Annotated in this window: 21 protein-coding genes and 1 pseudogene; 10 read left to right on the plus strand and 12 right to left on the minus strand. The window is 72.7% G+C overall.

Annotated features, from left to right (window positions below; genetic code table 11):
- The first annotated feature begins 93 nt into the window (after nt 1-93).
- Nucleotides 94-891 carry an HAD family acid phosphatase gene (locus ACGFT1_RS23800; protein WP_373910970.1) on the plus strand — a complete coding sequence of 266 codons (798 nt, stop codon included), beginning with the start codon at nt 94-96 and terminating at the stop codon, nt 889-891.
- A gap of 25 nt (nt 892-916) precedes the next feature.
- Here ACGFT1_RS23800 and ACGFT1_RS23805 read toward each other — a convergent pair.
- The 6 genes and pseudogenes from ACGFT1_RS23805 to ACGFT1_RS23830 all read right to left on the minus strand — a co-directional run.
- A pseudogene (locus tag ACGFT1_RS23805) lies at nt 917-1,225 on the minus strand (1,4-beta-xylanase); the annotation flags it as partial.
- 25 nt (nt 1,226-1,250) lie between these two features.
- Nucleotides 1,251-2,111, minus strand: coding sequence for a hypothetical protein (locus ACGFT1_RS23810; protein WP_373910971.1), 861 nt, complete (start codon nt 2,109-2,111; stop codon nt 1,251-1,253).
- Nucleotides 2,108-2,677 (minus strand): SigE family RNA polymerase sigma factor, encoded by a 570-nt coding sequence (locus ACGFT1_RS23815; RefSeq protein ID WP_373911055.1) that lies wholly within the window; start codon nt 2,675-2,677, stop codon nt 2,108-2,110. Before ACGFT1_RS23815 ends, ACGFT1_RS23810 begins: the two co-directional genes overlap by 4 nt.
- A gap of 209 nt (nt 2,678-2,886) precedes the next feature.
- Nucleotides 2,887-4,341, minus strand: coding sequence for a peptidoglycan D,D-transpeptidase FtsI family protein (locus ACGFT1_RS23820; protein WP_373910972.1), 1,455 nt, complete (start codon nt 4,339-4,341; stop codon nt 2,887-2,889).
- A 108-nt stretch (nt 4,342-4,449) separates the two neighbouring features.
- Nucleotides 4,450-4,920 (minus strand): GNAT family N-acetyltransferase, encoded by a 471-nt coding sequence (locus ACGFT1_RS23825; RefSeq protein WP_373910973.1) that lies wholly within the window; start codon nt 4,918-4,920, stop codon nt 4,450-4,452.
- Nucleotides 4,921-4,998: 78 nt separating this feature from the next.
- A complete protein-coding gene (locus tag ACGFT1_RS23830; protein ID WP_373910974.1) occupies nt 4,999-5,769 on the minus strand; it encodes an IclR family transcriptional regulator in 771 nt (256 codons plus the stop codon).
- Between the two features lie 131 nt (nt 5,770-5,900).
- Here ACGFT1_RS23830 and ACGFT1_RS23835 point away from each other — a divergent pair, with 131 nt between their 5' ends.
- Nucleotides 5,901-7,430 (plus strand): aldehyde dehydrogenase (NADP(+)), encoded by a 1,530-nt coding sequence (locus ACGFT1_RS23835; protein WP_373910975.1) that lies wholly within the window; start codon nt 5,901-5,903, stop codon nt 7,428-7,430.
- A gap of 42 nt (nt 7,431-7,472) precedes the next feature.
- On the opposite strand, the gene ACGFT1_RS23840 is transcribed toward ACGFT1_RS23835, so the two are convergent.
- Nucleotides 7,473-7,772, minus strand: a complete 300-nt coding sequence (locus ACGFT1_RS23840; RefSeq protein ID WP_373910976.1) for a hypothetical protein — start codon at nt 7,770-7,772, stop codon at nt 7,473-7,475.
- A gap of 149 nt (nt 7,773-7,921) precedes the next feature.
- On the opposite strand from ACGFT1_RS23840, the gene ACGFT1_RS23845 reads away from it, so the two are divergent.
- The 3 genes from ACGFT1_RS23845 (at nt 7,922) to ACGFT1_RS23855 (ending at nt 10,382) form a co-directional block, all read left to right on the plus strand.
- The gene (locus ACGFT1_RS23845; RefSeq protein WP_373910977.1) at nt 7,922-8,428 is read left to right on the plus strand and encodes an N-acetyltransferase family protein; all 507 of its coding nucleotides are present in this window, start codon (nt 7,922-7,924) and stop codon (nt 8,426-8,428) included.
- Nucleotides 8,429-8,503: 75 nt separating this feature from the next.
- Nucleotides 8,504-9,223: a DsbA family oxidoreductase gene (locus tag ACGFT1_RS23850; RefSeq protein WP_373910978.1), complete on the plus strand. Its 720-nt coding sequence runs from the start codon at nt 8,504-8,506 to the stop codon at nt 9,221-9,223.
- A 97-nt stretch (nt 9,224-9,320) separates the two neighbouring features.
- A complete protein-coding gene (locus tag ACGFT1_RS23855; protein ID WP_373910979.1) occupies nt 9,321-10,382 on the plus strand; it encodes an aminotransferase class V-fold PLP-dependent enzyme in 1,062 nt (353 codons plus the stop codon).
- 65 nt (nt 10,383-10,447) lie between these two features.
- Here ACGFT1_RS23855 and thpD read toward each other — a convergent pair whose 3' ends face one another.
- The 5 genes from thpD to ACGFT1_RS23880 all read right to left on the minus strand — a co-directional run bounded on the left by thpD (nt 10,448) and on the right by ACGFT1_RS23880 (nt 14,988).
- Nucleotides 10,448-11,341, minus strand: a complete 894-nt coding sequence (gene thpD / locus ACGFT1_RS23860; RefSeq protein ID WP_373910980.1) for an ectoine hydroxylase — start codon at nt 11,339-11,341, stop codon at nt 10,448-10,450.
- A gap of 6 nt (nt 11,342-11,347) precedes the next feature.
- On the minus strand, nt 11,348-11,752 hold the full coding sequence (locus tag ACGFT1_RS23865; RefSeq protein ID WP_373910981.1) for an ectoine synthase: 405 nt from the start codon (nt 11,750-11,752) through the stop codon (nt 11,348-11,350).
- Nucleotides 11,753-11,774: 22 nt separating this feature from the next.
- Nucleotides 11,775-13,046, minus strand: coding sequence for a diaminobutyrate--2-oxoglutarate transaminase (ectB, locus tag ACGFT1_RS23870; protein WP_373910982.1), 1,272 nt, complete (start codon nt 13,044-13,046; stop codon nt 11,775-11,777).
- Between the two features lie 13 nt (nt 13,047-13,059).
- A complete protein-coding gene (gene ectA, locus ACGFT1_RS23875) occupies nt 13,060-13,578 on the minus strand; it encodes a diaminobutyrate acetyltransferase (RefSeq protein ID WP_373910983.1) in 519 nt (172 codons plus the stop codon).
- A gap of 309 nt (nt 13,579-13,887) precedes the next feature.
- Entirely contained in the window at nt 13,888-14,988 is a 1,101-nt protein-coding gene (locus ACGFT1_RS23880; protein ID WP_373911056.1) for an alanine--glyoxylate aminotransferase family protein, read from the minus strand.
- Nucleotides 14,989-15,185: 197 nt separating this feature from the next.
- On the opposite strand from ACGFT1_RS23880, the gene ACGFT1_RS23885 reads away from it, so the two are divergent.
- The 5 genes from ACGFT1_RS23885 (at nt 15,186) to ACGFT1_RS23905 (ending at nt 19,821) form a co-directional block, all read left to right on the plus strand.
- Complete coding sequence (locus ACGFT1_RS23885; protein ID WP_373910984.1) at nt 15,186-16,037, plus strand: transporter substrate-binding domain-containing protein; 852 nt, start codon at nt 15,186-15,188, stop codon at nt 16,035-16,037.
- Nucleotides 16,034-16,867, plus strand: a complete 834-nt coding sequence (locus ACGFT1_RS23890; protein WP_373910985.1) for an amino acid ABC transporter permease — start codon at nt 16,034-16,036, stop codon at nt 16,865-16,867. The genes ACGFT1_RS23885 and ACGFT1_RS23890 overlap by 4 nt, the downstream gene beginning before the upstream one ends.
- Nucleotides 16,864-17,658 (plus strand): amino acid ABC transporter ATP-binding protein, encoded by a 795-nt coding sequence (locus tag ACGFT1_RS23895; protein ID WP_356945226.1) that lies wholly within the window; start codon nt 16,864-16,866, stop codon nt 17,656-17,658. Before ACGFT1_RS23890 ends, ACGFT1_RS23895 begins: the two co-directional genes overlap by 4 nt.
- Before the next feature lie 18 nt (nt 17,659-17,676).
- Nucleotides 17,677-18,768 (plus strand): amidohydrolase family protein, encoded by a 1,092-nt coding sequence (locus tag ACGFT1_RS23900; RefSeq protein ID WP_373910986.1) that lies wholly within the window; start codon nt 17,677-17,679, stop codon nt 18,766-18,768.
- A gap of 135 nt (nt 18,769-18,903) precedes the next feature.
- Nucleotides 18,904-19,821 carry an SCO1860 family LAETG-anchored protein gene (locus ACGFT1_RS23905; protein WP_373910987.1) on the plus strand — a complete coding sequence of 306 codons (918 nt, stop codon included), beginning with the start codon at nt 18,904-18,906 and terminating at the stop codon, nt 19,819-19,821.
- Nucleotides 19,822-20,178 lie beyond the last annotated feature (357 nt).

Here is a 20,178-nt window from a genome sequence, read left to right on the forward strand (position 1 = left end):
CGATCGGGTAAAAATGCTCGCCGTCCGCGTGTGATGCGCGTAGACAGTGCGTGACCTGGTACATCACTCTCATCCACCGGATCCGGAGAATTCATGAGGAAGTCCCTCAAGGCGGCCGCCGCCGGCGCCGCCTGTGTCGTCGCCGGTGCGGCGCTCTACGGCGCGGGCGCGGCCACCGCCGGCCAGTCGACGGCGAACTCCACCCACGAGCCCTACAACATAGGCCTCTTGGTGAAGGACATCGACACGTACTACGGCACCACCGCGGACGGTCACGGCGTCTACCAGGCGTCCCCCGACAGCCCGTACGCCAAGGACCTGGCGCGCATCGACGCCGATGCCAGGACCGCCATCGACAAGGCCGCCCGCAAGGCGCACCACCGGGGCGAGAAGCCGGCCGTCGTCTTCGACATCGACGACACGCTGCTGCTCAGCCTCGACTACGAGAAGCGCTACAACTACACGTACGACGGCACCACCTGGGCCGACTACGTCAACCGCGCCGACCGCCCGGCCGTCTTCGGCAGCCCGGAGCTGGTGCGCTACGCCGCGTCCCGGGGCGTCGAGGTGTTCTACAACTCCGGTCTCGGCGAGGCCCAGCGCGCCGCGGCCGTGGCGAACCTGAAGAAGGTCGGCGCCGATGTGAACCTCGACGCCGACCACATGTTCCTCAAGGACAAGGCCGCTCCGCCGGCCTATCTGAAGGACTGCGCCACCCCGGGCGCCTGGACCTGCACGACGGTGCAGTACAAGGCGGGCACCCGCAGGCACATCGAGAAGGACCTCGGGTACGACATCGTCGCCGACTTCGGCGACCAGTACTCGGACCTGGACGGCGGCTACGCGGATCGCACGTACAAGCTGCCGAACCCGACGTACTTCGTCTCCTGACGGTCCGTCCCGCGTCCGCTCAGCCGTACGCCCTGAGCAGTCGCTCGTACTCGGCTCCCGTCACCGGCAGCACCGTGCCGTGGCGGGGGCCGGCGGGCAACTCGTAGCCGGTGGACGGGGTCCACCTCCCCGAGGCCAGGCCGGTGGTCCCGACGGGCACATAGCCGCGCAGGCCGTACTCGTCGACGAACAGGTACCACTTCTTCTGCGTGTCGGACCGGAACGCGGTCGGTCCCTCGCCGCGCTCCACCGAGCCGCCGCCGATGCGGTCCGCGACGAGGCGGTACGGCGTGCCGGTCAGGTCGCGCGACTTCTCGCCGGTGATCGCGGCCGAGAGTTTTCGATGCCGGCCGCCCGGCTCAGGAGCCGCCGTCCCCGGCGCCGTGCGGGGCGAAGTCGCCGGCCACGGACCGCTCGTGGCCGTCCGCCGTGCCCGTCATGGTGTACGAGTCGTCCTTCGCGTCCCGGCCGCCGCGCGCGTGGTCGTACTGCCCCGCGAAGACCCACCGGCCCGCCGGCACCGTACGGCCCTCCTTCAGGGTCCAGGTGTAGACGAGGAAGCCGCCCCGCTCCTCGACGCTCTGGCTGAAGTCCGCCTCGGGGAGGGAGCGCCAGGCACCCGTCGACGCCACCCCGCCGGTCTGGGCGATCCTCAGCCGGACGGTGAGCGCGGTGAGCGGCTCCGCCGTCTTCAGGGTCAGATCGCTCTGGGCCCAGAACTCGTTGCTGTGGGGATCCACGGAACCGTCCGACCACAGCGGGCCGTCCTGCTCGGCGCGCGCCGCCGGCGGCCGGGCCGGCACGGTGGCGCCCGGCGTGCGGGAAGCGGACGGCGCCGGCGTACGGGACGGCCCGGCGCTGGGCCCGCCGGGCGCCGGGCGTGCCGTGGCGGACGGCCGGGCCGGCGCGTCCGGGGACCGTGCCGGCGCCGGCGTGGAGGACGGTGACGCGGCCGCGGTCCGCCGCGCCGGCGGTCCGTCCTTCACCGCGGACGCCACCGCGTACCCGCCGACCGCGAGCACCCCGGCCACCGCCGCGGTGGCGGTGGCCACCCGGAACCAGCCGGACACCGGCGGCCGTGCGGCCCGGTGGCCGGACCGGGACGGCGCGGCCATGCCCCGCTCCACGCGCGCCAGGATGCGCGCGCGGTCGGGTTCGTGGGCGCCGGCCGCCTCGTGCAGCCGGGCGCGCAGCTCGTCGTGCACGTCCTGCTGCCTCATCGGTCCCTTCCTCCGTTCTCGCCGCCCCGGGCCGCCATCGTCGCGTGCACCCGCCGCGGATCGTGCCGCGGGCCGAGCAGCCGCTGGAGTTCGGCCATGCCCTTGGACGTCTGGCTCTTCACCGTACCCACCGAGACGCCGAGCGCCAGCGCGGTGTCCTTCTCCGACAGGTCGAAGGCGTGCCGCAGCACCACGCACGCCCGCTTCCGGAACGGCAGCCTGCGCAGCGCCTCCTGGACGTCCACCACGCCGGCGACGTCCGGGCCGTCGGTCCGCTCCTCGCCGCGCGACCAGAAGAGCGCGATCCGCCGCCGTTCGCGCACCGCGCCGCGGATCCGGGTGCGGGCCAGGTTGGCGACCACACCCCGCGCGTACGCCACCGGGTGGTCGGCCGCGCGCACCCGGTCCCAGCGGTGCCACAACGCCAGCAGCGCGTCCGCCGCGAGGTCGTCGGCCGCGTCCGCCTCCCCGGTCAGCAGGTGCGCGAGCCGGGCGAGTTCGGCGTAGTGCCGTTCGAAGAAGGCGTGGAACTCCACGGAGGCGTCGTCGTCCACGACCGTGCCCACGGGTGTGACCTCTTCTCGGTGCGGCTTCGTGAGTGTCATGTGAATGACATGCGAGGGTCCGGAGGAGCGCCCGGACGGAGATCGGGAAGCGTAGCAGTGATCGTTTGCGTGTCCATGTGCGGGGGGCCGGACATCGTGTGGCCGGCCGAACCCGACTGTGGCACACCACGGTCCGCCGCACGAGAGGGCCGACGCACCGGGCGGACCGCCTACTTCAGCGCCGCCCGCATCATCGCCCTCGCGACCGGCGCCGCCAGTCCGTTGCCGCTGACCTCCGAGCGCGCCGCGTCCGACTGCTCGACCATCACCGCGACCGCGACCTGCTTGCCGCCGCCGTCGGACGTGCCGTACGACGTGAACCAGGCGTACGGAGTCCTGCTGTTGTTCTCGCCGTGCTGGGCGGTACCGGTCTTGCCGCCGACGGTCACCCCGTCGATCAGCGCGTTCGTGCCGGTGCCGTCCTTCACCACCGTCTCCATCGCCGACCGGAGCTGCTCGGCGGTGGCGGAGCCGAGGACCTGCTCGGTGCCGGCTTCGTCGTCGTAGTTCTTCACCACATCACCGCCGCCGTCGGTGGTCCGCGACACCATGTGCGGCGAGACCAGCTTGCCGCCGTTGGCGATGGCCGCGGACACCATGGCCATCTGGAGAGGGGTGGCCGTGACGTCGAACTGGCCGATGCCGGACAGCGCCGTCTGCGCCTTGTCCATGCCGGAGGGGTAGACGCTGGTGTAGGCCCGCACCGGCACGTCCCGGTGGTCGTCGTCGAAGCCGAACTTCTCGGCCATGGCCCGCACCTTGTCCTGCCCGAGCTGGACGGCCATGTGACCGAAGACGTTGTTGCAGGAGTACTGGAGGGCGACCCGGATCGGGGCGTTCCGGCACGGAGCCGACCTGTTCTCGTTCGCCAGCACCCGCACCGTGCCCGGCAGCGTGTAGGGGTCGGGGCTGTCGGTGTGCTCGTCCACGTTCCGGTACAGCCCGTCCTCCAGCGCGGCGGCCGCCACGACCAGCTTGAACGTCGAGCCCGGCGGCAGCGGCTGGCGCAGCGCGCGGTTGGTGAGCGGCTTCTCCTTGTCCGCCGTGAGGCGCTTCCAGGCGGCGCCGGCGGTGTTGGCGTCGGTGAGGGCGGAGGGGTCGTACGAAGGCGTCGAGACCACGGCGAGGATCCGGCCGGTCCTCGGGTCGAGCGCGACGGCCGCGCCCTTGTTGCCGCCGAGCGCGCGGTAGGCCGCCTTCTGCACGGCCGGGTCGATCGTCGTGATGACGTCGCCCGGTTCGGCGCGCTCCCCGGTGACCGTGTCCAGCACGGTCTTCAGTCCGCTGTCCGTGCCGTTGAGCAGGTCGTGGTAGATGCCCTCCAGCTGGGTGGGGGCGTAGGCCTGTGAGGCGTAGCCCGTCACCGCCGCGTAGAGCCTTCCGTCCGTGTACGTCCGTTTGTACGCGAGGTCGCTCCCCTTCGTCCGGGCCGAGCCGGTGATCGCGTTCCCGGCCACGATGATGTTCCCCAGGGGCCGCGAGTACGTCTCGATCGCGTTCCGCCGGTTGTCGTTGTCGTCCGCGAGGGCCTTGCCGTCGTAGAACTGCACCCAGGTCGCCCTGACCAGCAGAGCGAGCACGAGCAGCAGCGAGAAGACGGACGCCCGCCTGATCGTCTTGTTCATCCCGCCCGGAAGACGAGCGGGGCGGGGCAATCGTTCCCGTACGCCCCCTTTTCTCATGCCCCGTTCATCCCCGCGCCCCCTCGCGCAGCCCTCCGCCGGAGCTCTCGCTCAGCTCTCCAGAACGAGGACGATCTCCTCGATCTCCCGGCCCCGCGCGTTCGCGAACCCCCGGGCCCGGGCCGTCTCCCGGAAGCCGCACTTCGCCAGCACCCGCAGCGAGCCGGCGTTGTCGGCCGCGGCCCGTGCGTACAACGGCCGTTCGGGAACCTCGGCGAGCAGCGCCCGCAGGGCCGCCGTCGCCAGTCCCCGGCCCCAGTCGGCGCGGTCGATCCAGTACGTCACCTCGCGCCCGCCCGGCTCGCCGTAGACGGCCGTGCTGCCGACCACCCGCCCGTCGGCGAGCACCGTGCGGCACACGGCGTCGGACGCCCGGAGCCGCTGCCACCAGCTGGCGAAGGCGGCCCGGTCGCCGTGGTCGTCGGGGCCGAAGGCGGCCATCCGCCGGGACTCCGGGTCGGTCATCTGCCCGTGGAACACCGGCAGGTCGTCGTCCTCGACAGGGCGCAGCACGATCCTCATGGGGCCCGAGCCTACGGCCCCGCGGGCGCGCGGGGCCGGCGGACGCGGCGCGGGACCGCGGTTCCCGGCGCCGGGGGCTCAGAGCCTGCGGGTCGCCAGCGTCAGCCGGTCCCGCGCGTCGAACAGAGCGTCCTTGATCAGCTGTTCGTGGGCGGGCGTCAGCCGGGCCACCGGCACCGAGCAGCTGATGGCGTCCCGCGCCGGGGTGCGGTAGGGGATCGCCACGCCGAAGCAGCGCAGGCCCAGCGTGTTCTCCTCGCGGTCGACCGCGAACCCCTGCTCCCGGACCTGGTGCAGCTCCTCGATGAGCTTCTCCCGGTCGGTGATGGTGTGTTCGGTGAGGGCGGGCAGCGTCTGCGGCAGCAGTGCGCGGACCTGCTCGTCGGTGCAGGTGGCGAGGATGGCCTTGCCCAGGGAGGTGGAGTGGGCGGGCAGCCGGCGGCCGACGCGGGTGAAGGGGCGCAGATAGTGCTGGGACTGGCGGGTGGCGAGGTAGACGACGTTGGTGCCGTCGAGCCGGGCCAGGTGGATGGTCTCCGTGGTGTCGTCGGAGAGCCGGTCCAGGGTGGGGCGGGCGGCGGCCACCACCTCGTCGCCGTCGATGTACGACGTGCCGACCAGCAGCGCGCGCACCCCGATGCCGTACCGCGTGCCCGTCGCGTCGGTCTCGACCCAGCCCAGCTCCACGAGGGTGCGCAGCAGCATGTAGAGGCTGGACTTGGGGTACCCCACCGCCTCCTGGACGGCCGCGAGGGAGTGCATACCGGGCTTGCCGGCGAAGTACTCCAGCAGTTCGACCGTCCGTACCGCGGACTTGACCTGCGCCCCGCCTGTCTCGCCAGCCGACATCGCGCTTGACCCCTTCAATCGCCGGGAAATAGTCTCCGAGCAGCGTATTCATCATCAGAGACAGCGTTCAGTATATCGAACGCGACTGATGGTTGACCCCCGTAATGCGGCCTTAACTGGAGGGACCCGCGGTGGCAGCAGCACCAGTCTGGAGTGTCGACCCGCGCACCGGGAAGCAGCGTGAACAGGTCGCGGTGGAGGCCACGGCCCAGGAGGTGGACGCGGCGGTCCGGGCGGCAGGCGCCGCACACGGCGCCCTCGCCGACCGCGCCGTCCGCGCCGCCTTCCTGCGCTCGGCCGCCGAGGGCCTGGAGGCGGCCGGGGAAGCCCTGGTCGGGACCGCCGACGCCGAGACCGCGCTCGGCCCGGCCCGGCTCACCGGCGAACTCGCCCGCACCGCCTACCAGCTGCGGGCCTTCGCCGGCATCGTCGACGAGGGCGCCTTCCTCGACGTCATCATCAACCACCCCGACGACACCGCGACCCCGCCCGTCCCGGACCTGCGGCGCTACAAGGTCCCGCTCGGCGTCGTCGCCGTCTACTCCGCGTCCAACTTCCCCTTCGCCTTCTCCGTCGCCGGCGGGGACACCGCCAGCGCGCTGGCCGCGGGCTGCCCGGTCGTCGTAAAGGCGCACCCCGACCACCCGGCCCTGTCCGAACTGGTCGCCGGGGTACTGCGCCGGGCCGCCGCCGCGCACGGCATCCCCGAGGGCGTCGTCGGCCTCGTGCACGGCTTCGAGGCGGGCATCGAGCTGATCCGGCACCCGCTGGTCGCCGCGGCCGGTTTCACCGGTTCGGTGCGGGGCGGCCGGGCGCTCTTCGACGCCGCCGCCGCGCGTCCCGTGCCCATCCCCTTCCACGGCGAACTCGGCTCGCTGAACCCGGTCCTGGTGACCGAGGCCGCCGCGGCCGAGCGGGCCGAGGAGATCGGCGGCGGGCTCGCCGGGTCGATGACCCTCGGTACCGGCCAGTTCTGCGTCAAGCCCGGCCTGGTGCTGGTGCCGTCCGGCACGGGCGGTGACCGGCTGGTGAAATCCCTGGCCGACGCCGTCGGTGACAGCGAGCCCGGGGTGCTGCTCGACCACCGCATGCGGGACAACTTCGTCGCCGGGGTGCGCGAGCGGGCCGGCCTGGAGGGCGTGGAGTCCCCGGTGACGCCGGGCCCGGGCGGCGAGCACACCGTCAGCCCCGGGTTCCTCACCGTGCCGGCGAGCCGGCTCACCGAGGAGGGGGCGTACGACCTGCTGCTGGAAGAGTGCTTCGGTCCGGTCACCGTGGTGGTCCGGTACGAGGACGACGGCGAGGCGAGGGCGGTGCTGTCGCGGCTGCCGGGCAACCTGACGGCGACCGTCCAGGTGTCCTCCGAGGAGGCCGCCGGGCACGGCCGGGGACCGGAACTGCTCGCCGAACTGACCCCGCTGGCCGGGCGGGTGCTGGTCAACGGGTGGCCGACGGGTGTGGCCGTGGCACCGGCCCAGCACCATGGCGGCCCGTACCCGGCGACCACCTCCACCTCCACCTCGGTGGGGGGCACGGCCGTCGAACGCTGGCTGCGTCCGGTCGCCTACCAGAACGCGCCGGAGGCGCTGCTGCCCGCGGAACTCCGCGACGACAACCCCCTGGGACTTCCCCGGCGGTTCAACGGGGTCCTGGAGCGTTAGCAGCGCGGGCCGCGGGACCCCGCCGGTGGGGTCCCGCGCCCCTCAGGAGCCGGCCGGGCCGCGCCCCGGGCGGCTGCTGAGGACGGAGGCGACGGCGAACAGGGCCGCGGAACCGGCCGGGCTCGCCCGCTTCCCCGCCACGACCCCCGGCACCGGCGCCCCGAAGCCCGCGATCCCCGGACCACCGCCCACCTGCCGGGCCGGGTCGAGCACCCCGACCGCCGGCCCGGCCCGGCCGGTACGGCGTCCGGCGCCACCACCGTCAGCGGCGGGACGGCCCTCGCGCAGCCGAGGGCGCTGCGAGGAGAGGGAGAACAGGAACACCGTCCCGTACAGCGCCACGCCGCACGCCGCACGCCGCACGCCGCCCCCGCCGTGACCGCCGTGACCGCCACGCGCACCGCCCGGTCGCGGAACAGCCCGAGCGCCCACCCGGCCCGGTTCGGCCGGCCCGGCGGAACCGGGCCGCGACCGGCAGCGTCCTCCCTTGCGTGAGCAGTGACCATGTGGCAGGCGGCCGGGTGATCCGCACCGCCCTGAGCGCCGAGGCCGAGACGATCGCCGCGCTGCACCACCGGGCCCGCTCGACGTACTACCCCGACGGCCTCCCGGACGACGGCACCGACTGGACCGCCGCCTGGCGCGGTGCCGTCGAGCGCCCCGACGGCCAGGTGCTGTGCGTCGTGGACCAGGGTGCGATCACCGGCGTCGCCTCCTTCCGGCCCCCGCAGGACGGCCCCGCGGATACGGTGAAGCTGTTCCAGTTCCACGTCGACCCCCGCCACTGGCGCACCGGCATCGGTACGGCGCTGCACGCGGCCTGCGTCGAGCAGTGGCGCGCCGACGGCCGGCGCCGGGCCGTCCTCGACGTCCACGTGGACAACCACCGCGCCCAAGCCTTCTACGCCCGCCAGGGCTGGGTCCCCGACCCCGCCGCTCCGCCCGCCCCCGGTGACCACCACCTCTTCCTGTGCCTGTCCGTACCGGCCCGGGAATGAAACCCCCTGCTTGAACGTTCACGTACCGGCCGGGGAGCGCCCCCGCGTCCGTACGAACCGGAGAGAGCCGAACACATGCGCGTCGAGATCTGGAGCGACATCGCCTGCCCGTGGTGCTACGTGGGCAAGGCCCGCTTCGAGAAGGCGCTGGCCGCCTTCCCGCACCGCGACCGGGTCGAGGTGGTGCACCGCTCCTTCGAGCTGGACCCGGACCGGGCCAAGGGCGACGCGCAGCCGGTGATCACGATGCTCACCCGGAAGTACGGCATGAGCGAGGCCCAGGCCGAGGCGGGGGAGGACAACCTGGGTGCCCAGGCCGCCGCCGAGGGCCTGCCCTACCGCACCCGGGGCCGCGACCACGGCAACACCTTCAACCTGCACCGCCTGCTGCACCTCGCCAGGGAGCACGGCCGGCACGACGAACTCCTCGCGATCCTCTACCGGGCCAACTTCGCCGAGGAGCGGTCCGTCTTCACCGAGGGCGACGAACGCCTGGTGGAGCTGGCCACCGAGGCCGGACTGGACGCCGGGCGGGTCCGCGCGGTGCTCGCCGACCCGGACGCGTACGCCGACGACGTCCGTGCCGACGAGCGCGAGGCCGCCCGGCTCGGCGCGACCGGTGTGCCCTTCTTCGTCCTCGACCGCACCTACGGCGTCTCCGGCGCCCAGAGCGCCGAGGTCTTCACCCAGGCTCTGACCCAGGCCTGGGGTGAGCGCTCCGTGCTGGAGCCGGTCGGCGGGGAGGACGCGCGGGCCTGCGGCCCGGACGGGTGCGCACTGCCCCCGCACAGCTGAGAAGGCGCAGGCCGGCGCGCAGGTGTGAGGATCGCCAGGCGGATCCACGCGGGAAAACGCCATGGACGGGGACCCCGGACGGCCGCACAGTGGAGCCATGGAGACCACGGAGACGTTCGAGAGCCTCGTCCGCGCCGAGTTCAGCCCGAAGAGCATCTACCTCAACACCGCGAGCAGCGGCCTGCTGCCCGCCCGCACCGTCGCCGCTCTTCGGGACGCGGCGCTGCTGCGCGCCGAGGGCCGGCCGCTGCTCCCGCTGTACGACGACGTGGAGGGCGCCCGCGCCGCCTACGCCCGGCTCGTCGGCGTCCCGGAGAGCCGGGTCGCCGCCGGTGCCACCGTCGCCGCGCACACCGGCGTGATCGCCGCCTCGCTGCCCCCCGGCGCCGAGGTCCTCACCGCCGAGGGCGACTTCACGTCCGTGCTGAACCCCTTCCACGTCCGCGGCGACCTCAAGGTCCGTACCGTCCCGCTGGAGCGGATCGTCGAATCCGTCCGGCCGGGCACCGCGCTCGTCGCGGTCAGCGCCGCCCAGTCCACCGACGGCCGGCTCGCCGACCTGCCCGCCCTGCGCGAGGCCGCCCGCGCGCACGGCGCCCGCACCTACGTCGACTTCTCCCAGGCCGCCGGATGGCTGCCGGTGGACGCCGGCGCCCACGACTTCACCGCCTCGGTCGCCTACAAATGGCTCCTCGGCCCGCACGGCGCGGCCTTCCTCACGGTCCCCGAGGACTTCGGCGGACTCGTCCCCGTCCTCGCCGGCTGGGTCGCGGCCGAGGAGCCGTGGGACAGCTGCTACGGACCGGTGGGCGAACTCGCCCGCTCCGCACGCCGGTTCGACCTGAGCCACGCCCTGTTCAGCTACGCCGGGCTGCGCCCCTCCCTCGAACTGATCGAGGAACTGGGGCTGTCCGCCGTCCACGCGCACGCGGTGCGGCTCGCCGACCGGTTCCGGGCCGGACTCGCGGACCTGGGCCACGAGCCCCTGCCGGCGCCCGGTTCGGCGGTCGTCTCCGTCCCCCGGCTGGGCTCCCGGCAGCAGGGGCTGAGCGAGGCGGGCATCGAGGTCTCCGACCGCGCCGGCAACCTGCGCGCGTCGTTCCACCTCTACAACACCGCCGAGGACGTGGACCGCCTGCTCCAGGCACTGGCCGGCTGACACGACCGGGCCGAGGCCTCCCCGTCCCGCGGAAAGAGGCCCCGGCCCGATGGTCGTCCCTCACATCACCGCACGGGGGTGAAGTCCCGTGCTCCGATGAACTCCGGCCTGCGCACCGGCGCCGCGAACGGCTCCACCGCCGTGTTCTCCACGCTGTTGAACACGATGAACACGTTGCTGCGCGGGAACGGCGTGATGTTGTCGCCGGAGCCGTGCATGCAGTTGCAGTCGAACCAGGTCGCCGACCCGGCCGCGCCGGTGAACAGCCGGATGCCGTGCTCGCCCGCCAGCGCGGTCAGCGCCTCGTCCGACGGGGTGCCCGCGTCCTGCATCCGCAACGACTGCTTGTAGTTGTCCTCGGGCGTGGCGCCGGCACAGCCCAGGAACGTCCGGTGCGACCCGGGCATGATCATCAGGCCGCCGTTGGTGTCGTGGTTCTCGGTCAGCGCGATCGAGACGGACACCGTGCGCATGCTCGGCAGGCCGTCCTCGGCGTGCCATGTCTCGAAGTCCGAGTGCCAGTAGAAGCCGCTCGCGCCGAAGCCCGGCTTGACGTTGATCCGGGACTGGTGGACGTACACGTCCGAGCCGAGGATCTGCCGGGCCCGGCCGGCCACCCGCGGATCGCGCACCAGGTTCGCGAACACCTCGCTGATCCGGTGCACCTCGAAGACCGAGCGGATCTCCTCGGTCCTCGGCTCCACGACGGAGCGCTCGTCGGCGCGGATCGCCGGGTCCGCGACCAGCCGGTCCAGCTCGCGCCGGTAGACCCCGACCTCGTCGGGGGTGATCAGCTGGTCGACGGTGAGGAAGCCGTCCCGTTCGTACGCATGGAGTTCGGCCTGCGGGATCGGCCCCGGGGTGTCCGGGGAGCCCCAGAGGACGGGGTCCTGGCGGGGAACGGTGACCTCGCCGGTGCCACGGGTGGGGTACGCGTCGGTGAGGGTCGCGGTGGTCATCGGGTGTCACACCTCCTCGGGTTCGGTGAGCAGCGGGTAGACGCCGTTCTCGTCGTGGTCCTCCCGCCCGGTCACCGGCGGGTTGAACACGCAGATGCAGTGGAAGTCCTCCCTGACGCGCAGCGTGTGCCGCTCGTGCCCGTCGAGGAGGTACATGGTGCCGGGGGTGATCGTGTACGTCCTCCCGGTCTCCTGGTCGGTCAGTTCGGCCTCGCCCCGGGTGCAGACGACGGCCTCGACGTGGTTGGCGTACCACATCGACGTCTCGGTCCCGGCGTACAGGATCGTCTCGTGCAGGGAGAAGCCGACCCGCTCCTCGGCGAGGACGATGCGCTTGCTCTCCCAGGTGCCGGACCTCGCCTTGACGTGCCGGTCGGTGCCCTCGATCTCCTCGAACGATCGGACGATCATGGTGTGAGTCTCCTCCTCGGGGTCAGGCGGTTTCGCGGACGGCGCGGGCGAGGACGCTCAGCCCCTCGTCCAGCTCCTCCGGGGTGATGGTGAGCGCGGGCAGGAGCTTGACGACCTCGCTCTCGGGGCCGGACGTCTCGATGAGCAGCCCGAGTTCGAAGGCGCGCTGCGCCACCCGGCCGGCCCGCCGCTTGTCGCGGAACTCCAGGCCCCACACCAGACCGCGCCCGCGGTACTCGCGCACGTCGGCGAGGTTCTCCTCGGTGATGGCGATCAGCGCCTGCTCGACCTGCTCGCCACGGGTCCGCGTCTGCTTCTCCATGGCCGCGCCGTCGGCCCAGTACGCCTCCAGGGCGGCGGTGGCGGTGACGAAGGCGGGATTGTTGCCGCGGAAGGTGCCGTTGTGCTCGCCGGGCTCCCAGACGTCCAGCTCGGGCCGGAACAGGCACAGTGACATCGGCAGCCCGTACCCGCTGATCGACTTGGAGACGGTGACGATGTCCGGCGTGATACCGGCCTCCTCGAAGGAGAAGAAGGCGCCGGTGCGGCCGCAGCCCATCTGGATGTCGTCGACGATCAGCAGCATGTCCTGGCGCTCGCACAACTCCTTGAGAGCGCGCAGCCATTCGGGCCGGGCGACGTTGATGCCGCCCTCGCCCTGGACGGTCTCCACGATCACGGCGGCGGGCTTGTTGAGGCCGGAGCCCTGGTCCTCCAGCAGCCGCTCGAACCACAGGAAGTCCGGGACCTGGCCGTCGAAGTAGTTGTCGAACGGCATCGGGGTGCCGTGCACCAGGGGGACACCGGCGCCGGCCCGCTTGAAGGCGTTGCCGGTGACGGCGAGGGAGCCCAGCGACATGCCGTGGAAGGCGTTGGTGAACGACACGATCGCCTCGCGCCCCTTCACCTTGCGGGCGAGCTTCAGCGCGGACTCCACGGCGTTGGTGCCCGTCGGACCCGGGAACATGACCTTGTACGGCAGGTCGCGCGGGCGCAGCACCAGGTCCTGGAAGGTCTGGAGGAACGACCGCTTGGCCGTGGTCGACATGTCCAGGCCGTGGGTGACACCGTCCCGCGCCAGGTAGTCGATCAACGCCCGTTTCAGCACGGGGTTGTTGTGCCCGTAGTTGAGCGAACCGGCACCGGCGAAGAAGTCGAGGTACGCATGACCGTCCTCGTCGTACATCCGGCTGCCCTGCGCGCGGTCGAAGACGGTGGGCCAGCCGCGGCAGTAGCTGCGCACCTCGGACTCGAGGGTCTCGAAGACGCTGAGGTCGGGCTGGGTGATGGTCACGGTGAATCGCTCCTCAGAGGGCGGTGGACGCGGACAGCGGGCCGATGCGGTACAGGACTTCGGGGTCGTGCGGGCCGTCGGGGAACAGCTCGGCCCGGAACAGCACCTCGCGGGTGACGCGCGCGCCGTGCCGTTCGGCGAACGAGGTGAACAGGCGCTCGGAGGCGGTGTTGCCGGGGGTGATGGTGGTCTCCAGCCCGGTGATGCCGCGCTCGGCGACCAGCCGGGCGGTCAGGCCGTCCAGCAGGGCGGCGGCGATGCCGTGGCCCTGGTGGGCGGCGTCGACGGCCACCTGCCAGACGAGCAGGGTGTGCGGGCGGTCCGGCCGCACGTATCCGGTGACGAAACCGACCGGCTCCCCGTCCGCACCGCGCGCCACCGCCGAGGTGCCGGCGAAGTCCCGGCACCACAGCAGATAGCTGTACGAGGAGTTGAGGTCGAGGGTTTCCGAGTCCTTGGCGAGACGCCAGAGCGCGGCTCCGTCCGTCGTCGCCGGCCGTTCGATGAGCAGGTCTGCGGGTGCGGCAGTCATGCGTCACGAATTTAGCGAGGCGAATTAGAAAATGCACCCGAGGGGCGGTGGTGACGGAGGGTCACTTCGGCAAAATGTCCGCGATGTCCTATGAAAAAAGGGTGCAAAAGTGCGTGTCTGTGGGTTCTGTCACAGCCTGGAAACGCCCGGATAATCCGTTCGCGAAGTTTCCTGTTTAGCTCTGCAAAAATCGGGCAAGAGAAGAACCGGAAGGTATCTCCCGCAGAATTGGCGGGAATTGTGAAGGGGAATTGAATTCGGTATTCGGTGCCCCCGGGGGCGAAGCCCCCGAGCCCACGCGAGCGGCGGCTAGCGCCAGGCGTCCGCCGCGGCCCGGCGGGCGCCCTCGGGGTCCACGGCCAGGCCCCGGCCGGCCATGGCCCCGCCCAGTGCCGACAGCGACCCGGCGACGGCCTCCGGGGTCGCGTCGGGCCCGTAGTGGTTGACGCGGATCATCTCCCCGGCGAGCGCCCCTCCGCCGGCGGCCAGGGGCAGGGCCGGGTCGGACCGCAGTGCGTCGGCCACCAGCTCCGAGGCCACCGTGCCGGCCGGAACCCGCAGCGTCGTCGCGACCGGCGCCGCGTCCCTCTCCTCGTACACGTACGGCTCCAGGCCCCCGCCCAGCGCCACCGCCCCGGCCCGTGTGGCCAGCGCGGCGGCCCGGTGCCGGGCCATCACCGTCCGAGGGCCCGCCGCCTCGATCCGCTCCAGGCACGCCTCCAGTGCCAGCATCTCCAGCTGGGCCGGCGCGTGCGGCAGTGCGGTGCGGCCGGCGTCGATCCAGCGCTCCTTCCAGTCCAGCAGGGACAGGTAGGAGCGGCGCGGGGCGTGCGGGTTGGCGGCCATCCGGGCCCAGGCCCGCTCGCTCACCGAGATCGCCGACACACCCGCCGGGCCGCCCATCGCCTTCTGCGCCCCGATCACGCACAGGTCCACGCCCCAGGCGTCCGGCAGCACCGGCTCCGCGCCCACGGAGGCCACCGCGTCCAGGTAGAACAGCGCGCCCTGCTCCCGTACCGCCTCGCCGATCTCCGCGACCGGGTTGGTGTTGCCGGTCGCCGCCTCCGCGTGCACGAGGGACACGAAATCGATCTCCGGGTGCCGTGCGAACGCCTGCCGGACCTGGGCGGCGGTCACCGCCGTGTGGAAGGGGACGGACAGGTCGTGCACGGTCGCCCCGGCGTCCCGCAGCCAGTTGCCGAAGGTCTGCCCGTACGGGCCCGTGATCACGTTCAGGGCCACCGTGCCCGGGCCGGCCGCCGCGCGGATCGCGCCCTCCAGCGGCAGCAGCGCCTCGCCCTGGGTGACCAGGACGGTCTGCCGGGTGTCCAGCAGCCGGGCAACCCGGTCCTCGATGGCGGCGAAGCGCGCGGCACTCAGCGGGGGCAGGTCGAGGAAGGGGTGGGTCACAGCGGTGCTCTCTTCGCTCACGAGGTCCACGGGGGCCGCCGGCGGGCGGCCGGGACGAGCGTAACTCTCCGCTCCCGTTCCCCTTCCGACCGGTGACTTCCTAGGCCGGACGGCCCCGAAGTCATCAGTTTGATTTGAGAGACCCCAACATTTCCTTATAATCAGAACCCTTCGTTTCCGCATAGGAGAATCCCCCCATGACAACGCTCCTCGGGCGCCGGACCCGCCTCCTGGCTGCCACCACCGCGACCGCCGGGCTCGTGCTCGTGGCCGCCGGCTGCTCCTCGGACGGCGGCGGGGGGAGCGGCAGGACCACCGTCAAGGGCGTCCACCTCGCCAAGGCCGGCGCGCTGACCACCTGCACCCACCTGCCCTACCCGCCGTTCCAGTCGGAGGTCGACGGCAAGGTGCAGGGCTTCGACGTCTCCCTGATCGACCTCGTGGCCAAGAACCTCGGCGTCCCGCAGAAGATCCTCGACACGCCGTTCGAGAACTTCAAGACGGGCGCATTCCTCAACTCGGGCGAGTGCGACCTGGCCGCCGCCGGCATGACCATCACCGCCGAGCGCAAGAAGAACGTCGACTTCTCCGACCCCTACTTCGAGGCCACCCAGGCCGTCCTCGTCGACAGGAAGAGCGGCGTCACCTCGCTCGCCGACGTCAAGGCCAAGGGCAAGAAGCTGGGCGCCCAGGCGCAGACCACCGGCGAGGACTACGTCCGCAACAAGGGCTACGACCCGATCTCCTTCGAGTCCTCCGACGCGGTCCTCAACGGTCTGCGCACCGGCCAGGTCCAGGCCGTCGTCATCGACTACCCGGTCGTCCAGGGCTGGCTGAAGGACAAGGCCAACGCGGACAGGTTCAAGGTCGTCGACAACCTCAAGACCGGTGAGCAGTACGGCTTCACCGTCAAGAAGGGCAACAAGGCGCTGCTCGACGCCATCGACAAGGCCCTCAAGAAGGCCAAGGCCGACGGCACCTACAAGAAGATCTACGAGAAGTGGATCGGCCCGTACAACGCCTCCGTCGCCTCTCCCGCGGCCTCATGAGCGACGCGGACGTACCGCTCGGGCCGAAGAAGAAAGGACTGACCCGGCGGCAGAAGCGGACGCTGTCCCGCGGCGCGCAGTACGCCGTCTTCGCCGCCGCCGTGATCGCCTTCGCGGTCACGGCCGACTGGGGCCGGCTGCGCAACCAGTTCGCCCAGGCCGGCATCGCACGGCAGATGTTCCCCGACGTCATCACGCTGGCGCTGAAGAACACCGTGCTGTACACGCTGTCCGGCTTCGTCGTCGGACTCGTCCTCGGCATGGTCATCGCGCTGATGCGGCTGTCCTCCGTGGGCCCCTACCGCTGGCTGGCGGGCATCTACATCGAGATCTTCCGCGGACTGCCCGCCCTGCTGATCTTCATCTTCGTCGGCGTGGCCGTGCCGCTCGCGTTCCCGGGCACCGAGATCCCGGGCGGCACCTACGGCAAGGTCGCCCTCGCGCTCGGCCTGGTCTCGGCCGCCTATATGGCGGAGACCATCCGCGCCGGTATCCAGGCCGTGCCCAAGGGGCAGACGGAGGCGGCGCGTTCACTCGGCTTCTCGCCGGCGAAGGCCATGATCTCGATCATCGTCCCGCAGGCCTTCCGGATCATCCTGCCGCCGCTCACCAACGAACTCGTCCTGCTCTTCAAGGACTCCTCGCTGGTGCTGTTCCTCGGCGTCACCCTGGAGGAGCGGGAGCTGTCCAAGTTCGGCCGCGACCTGGCGAGCACGACCGCCAACTCCACGCCGATCCTGGTCGCCGGCCTGTGCTACCTGCTGGTCACCATCCCGCTCAGCTTCGTCGTCCGCCGTATGGAGTCCAAGGCACAGGAGGCGATCCGGTGACCCGCCCCGAGATCGAGGTACGCGGACTGCACAAGTCCTTCGGTGACAACGAGGTGCTGCGCGGCATCGACCTGGAGATCGGCCAGGGCGAGGTCGTCTGCGTCATCGGCCCCTCCGGCTCCGGCAAGTCGACGCTGCTGCGCTGCGTGAACCTGCTGGAGGAGCCCACCAAGGGCCAGGTCTTCGTCGGCGGCACCGAGATCACCGACCCCGACGTCGACATCGACGCCGTACGCCGCCGCATCGGCATGGTCTTCCAGCAGTTCAACCTCTTCCCGCACCTGGACGTCACCGCGAACCTGACGCTGCCGCAGCGCCGGGTCCTCGGCCGGGACAAGGCCACCGCCGCGCGGGTCGCCGCCGAGAACCTGGAGCGGGTCGGCCTCGCCGAGAAGGCGGACGCCTACCCGTCCTCCCTCTCCGGCGGTCAGCAGCAGCGCGTGGCCATCGCCCGCGCGCTCGCCATGGGCCCCGAGGTGATGCTCTTCGACGAGCCGACCTCCGCGCTCGACCCCGAACTCGTCGGGGACGTCCTCGCCGTGATGCGCCGGCTCGCGCGCGAGGGCATGACGATGATGGTCGTCACCCACGAGATGACCTTCGCCCGCGAGGTCGCCGACCGGGTCGTCTTCATGGACGGCGGCGTCATCGTCGAGGACGGCAGCCCCGAGCGGGTCATCGGCGACCCGCAGCACGAGCGCACCCGGCACTTCCTCTCCCGGCTGCTCGACCCGGCGATGGCCGAGGTCGAGGAGGAGACCTCCGACCAGGTCGGGAAGGACGAGCCGTAGGCCGTTAGGGTGCGGTGCATGAGCGATGGCGCGGTGCTGCACGTGAAGGGGCGGGTCCTGGCCGGCCCCGAGGACGTCCGGGACGAGCTGTGGGTGGTCGGGGGGCGGATCTCGTTCGACCGCCCCGCCGGCGCCCGCGACGTCACCACCGTCGAGGGCTGGGCGCTGCCCGGCCTGGTCGACGCCCACTGCCACGTCGGCCTGGGCGCAGAGGGCCCGGTCGACGCGGACACCGCCGAGAAGCAGGCGCTCACCGACCGGGGCACCGGCACCCTGCTGATCCGGGACGCGGGCTCCCCGTCCGACACCCGCTGGATCGACGACCGCGACGACCTCCCGAAGATCATCCGCGCGGGCCGGCACATCGCCCGCACCCGCCGCTACATCCGCAACTACGCCTGGGAGATCGAACCGGAGGACCTCGTCGCCCACGTCGCCCGGGAGGCCCGCCGCGGCGACGGCTGGGTCAAGCTGGTCGGCGACTGGATCGACCGCGGCGCCGGCGACCTGGCCCCCTGCTGGCCCCGCGAGGCCGTCGAGGCGGGCATCGCCGAGGCCCACCGGCTCGGCGCCCGGGTCACCGCGCACTGCTTCGCCGAGGACTCGCTGCGCGACCTGGTGGAGGCGGGCATCGACTGCATCGAGCACGCCACCGGCCTCACCGAGGACCTGATCCCGCTCTTCGCCGAGCGGGGCGTCGCGATCGTCCCCACCCTCGTCAACATCGCCACCTTCCCCCGGCTCGCGGCGGGCGGCGACGCCAAGTACCCGCGCTGGTCCGCCCACATGCGCCGGCTGCACGAGCGGCGCTACGACACCGTGCGCGGCGCCTACGACGCCGGGATCCCGGTCTACGTCGGCACGGACGCCGGCGGCTCGCTGGCCCACGGCCTGGTCGCCGAGGAGGTCGCCGAGCTGGTCACCGCCGGCATCCCGCCGGTCCGGGCCCTCGCCGCCACCACCTGGGCCGCCCGGACGTGGCTCGGCCGGCCCGGCCTGGAAGAGGGCGCGCCGGCCGACCTGGTGGTCTACGAGGCCGATCCCCGGGCGGACGTACGGGTGCTGGCGGCGCCGCGGCGGGTCGTGCTCGACGGGCGTGTCGTCGAGTAGGGGTGCCCCCGCTCTCGAATCCGCGTACGGGATGTCCACGTACGAGTGAAGTGGCCCCGGATCGCTGACCGTTCACCCACACCGCGTACAAGGTTGACGGGTCCCGAACATGTTCCCTCTGGGGGTCCCACCGCCTTGAACAGCAACAGCTTCCGCATGCCCGCACGCCGTCTCGCCGCCCTCGCGACGGTCACCGCCCTCACCGCGGTGCCCGCGGTCCTGGGCGCGGGCACCGCGCAGGCGACCGACGCGCACGCGACCGACGCCCGCGGTCGCGCCTCCGCCGTCGTCCTGCGCACCGCGCTCGACGTGTCCCTGCTCGACCACACCGTGCACCGCCCGCTCGCCCTCTCCCTCAACGAGGTCCGGGCGCCGCGGAGCGCGGACCGCACCGCGCTGTCCGCCCGGCTCGACGGCGTGAACGGCGGCCGGCCGTTCACCGTCCTCGGCGCGGACGCCGCCCGGGCGGAGGCGACGGCCACCGCCGGGCGCGCCGAGGGCTCCGTCCGGGTTGCCCACGCCCGGCTGCACGTCCCCGGCCTGCCCCTGCTGTCCGTGATCGAGGCCGACGCGATCACCGCCAGGGCCACCTGCGTGGCCGGCAAGGCACCCACCGCCTCAGCGAACGTCATCGGCGCCGTCACCGTCCTCGGCAGGCGCGTCACCCTGACCGCCGGCGGCCCGGTCCAGGTGAAGGTGCCCGGCGTCGGCGAGGTCCGCCTCGACCTCGCCGAACGGCGCACCACGACCCGCACGGCCGCCGCGACCGCCCTGCGGCTCAAGGTCTCCGTCAACCCCCTGAAACTCAACGTGGCCGACGTCGAGGGCACCGTCACCCTGGCCGGGGCCACCTGCGAGTCCCCGGCGGCCCCGCCCGCCCGGCACCCGGTGCCGAGCCACGACCCGGCCGCCGACGTCCGCCCCCAGGGTGCCGAGGCCGGCCTCGCCGAGACCGGCGGCAGCCCGGCGACCCCGTACATCGCCGGCGGTGCGCTGGCACTGCTGCTGGCGGGCGGCGGAGCGGTGGCCCTGACCCGACGCCGCAAGAACTGACACCGGCCCAGCCCGCCTCCCCGCACCCGGCGAACGGGCCGGGCCTCCCGGCGCGACGGCGCACCACGGAACGCACTCCACGGTCCGCCCACCTCGGCGGCGACCGAACGGCCCGGCGGACCCCGGACACCCGGCCGGCCGTGACCGCGACGGCGCCGGTGACCGGACGGTGACGGCGGCGTGGAGGCTGCGGGAACGTGCCTGCGGCCAGGGGCGGTGCTGGAGGGCCGGACGGGGTTTCGGCTCGGGCCGGCTCCGGCGCTGCGTGCTGCCCGATCCGGTGGCTGATGCTCCGGCCCGACGGGCCCGGCGGGCCCGGCCCCGGGGCCCCGGGTGTCTCGGGGTGACGGATGTCCC

The sequence above is a fragment of the Streptomyces sp. Y20 genome (assembly GCF_043195475.1).
GTDB lineage: Bacteria > Actinomycetota > Actinomycetes > Streptomycetales > Streptomycetaceae > Streptomyces.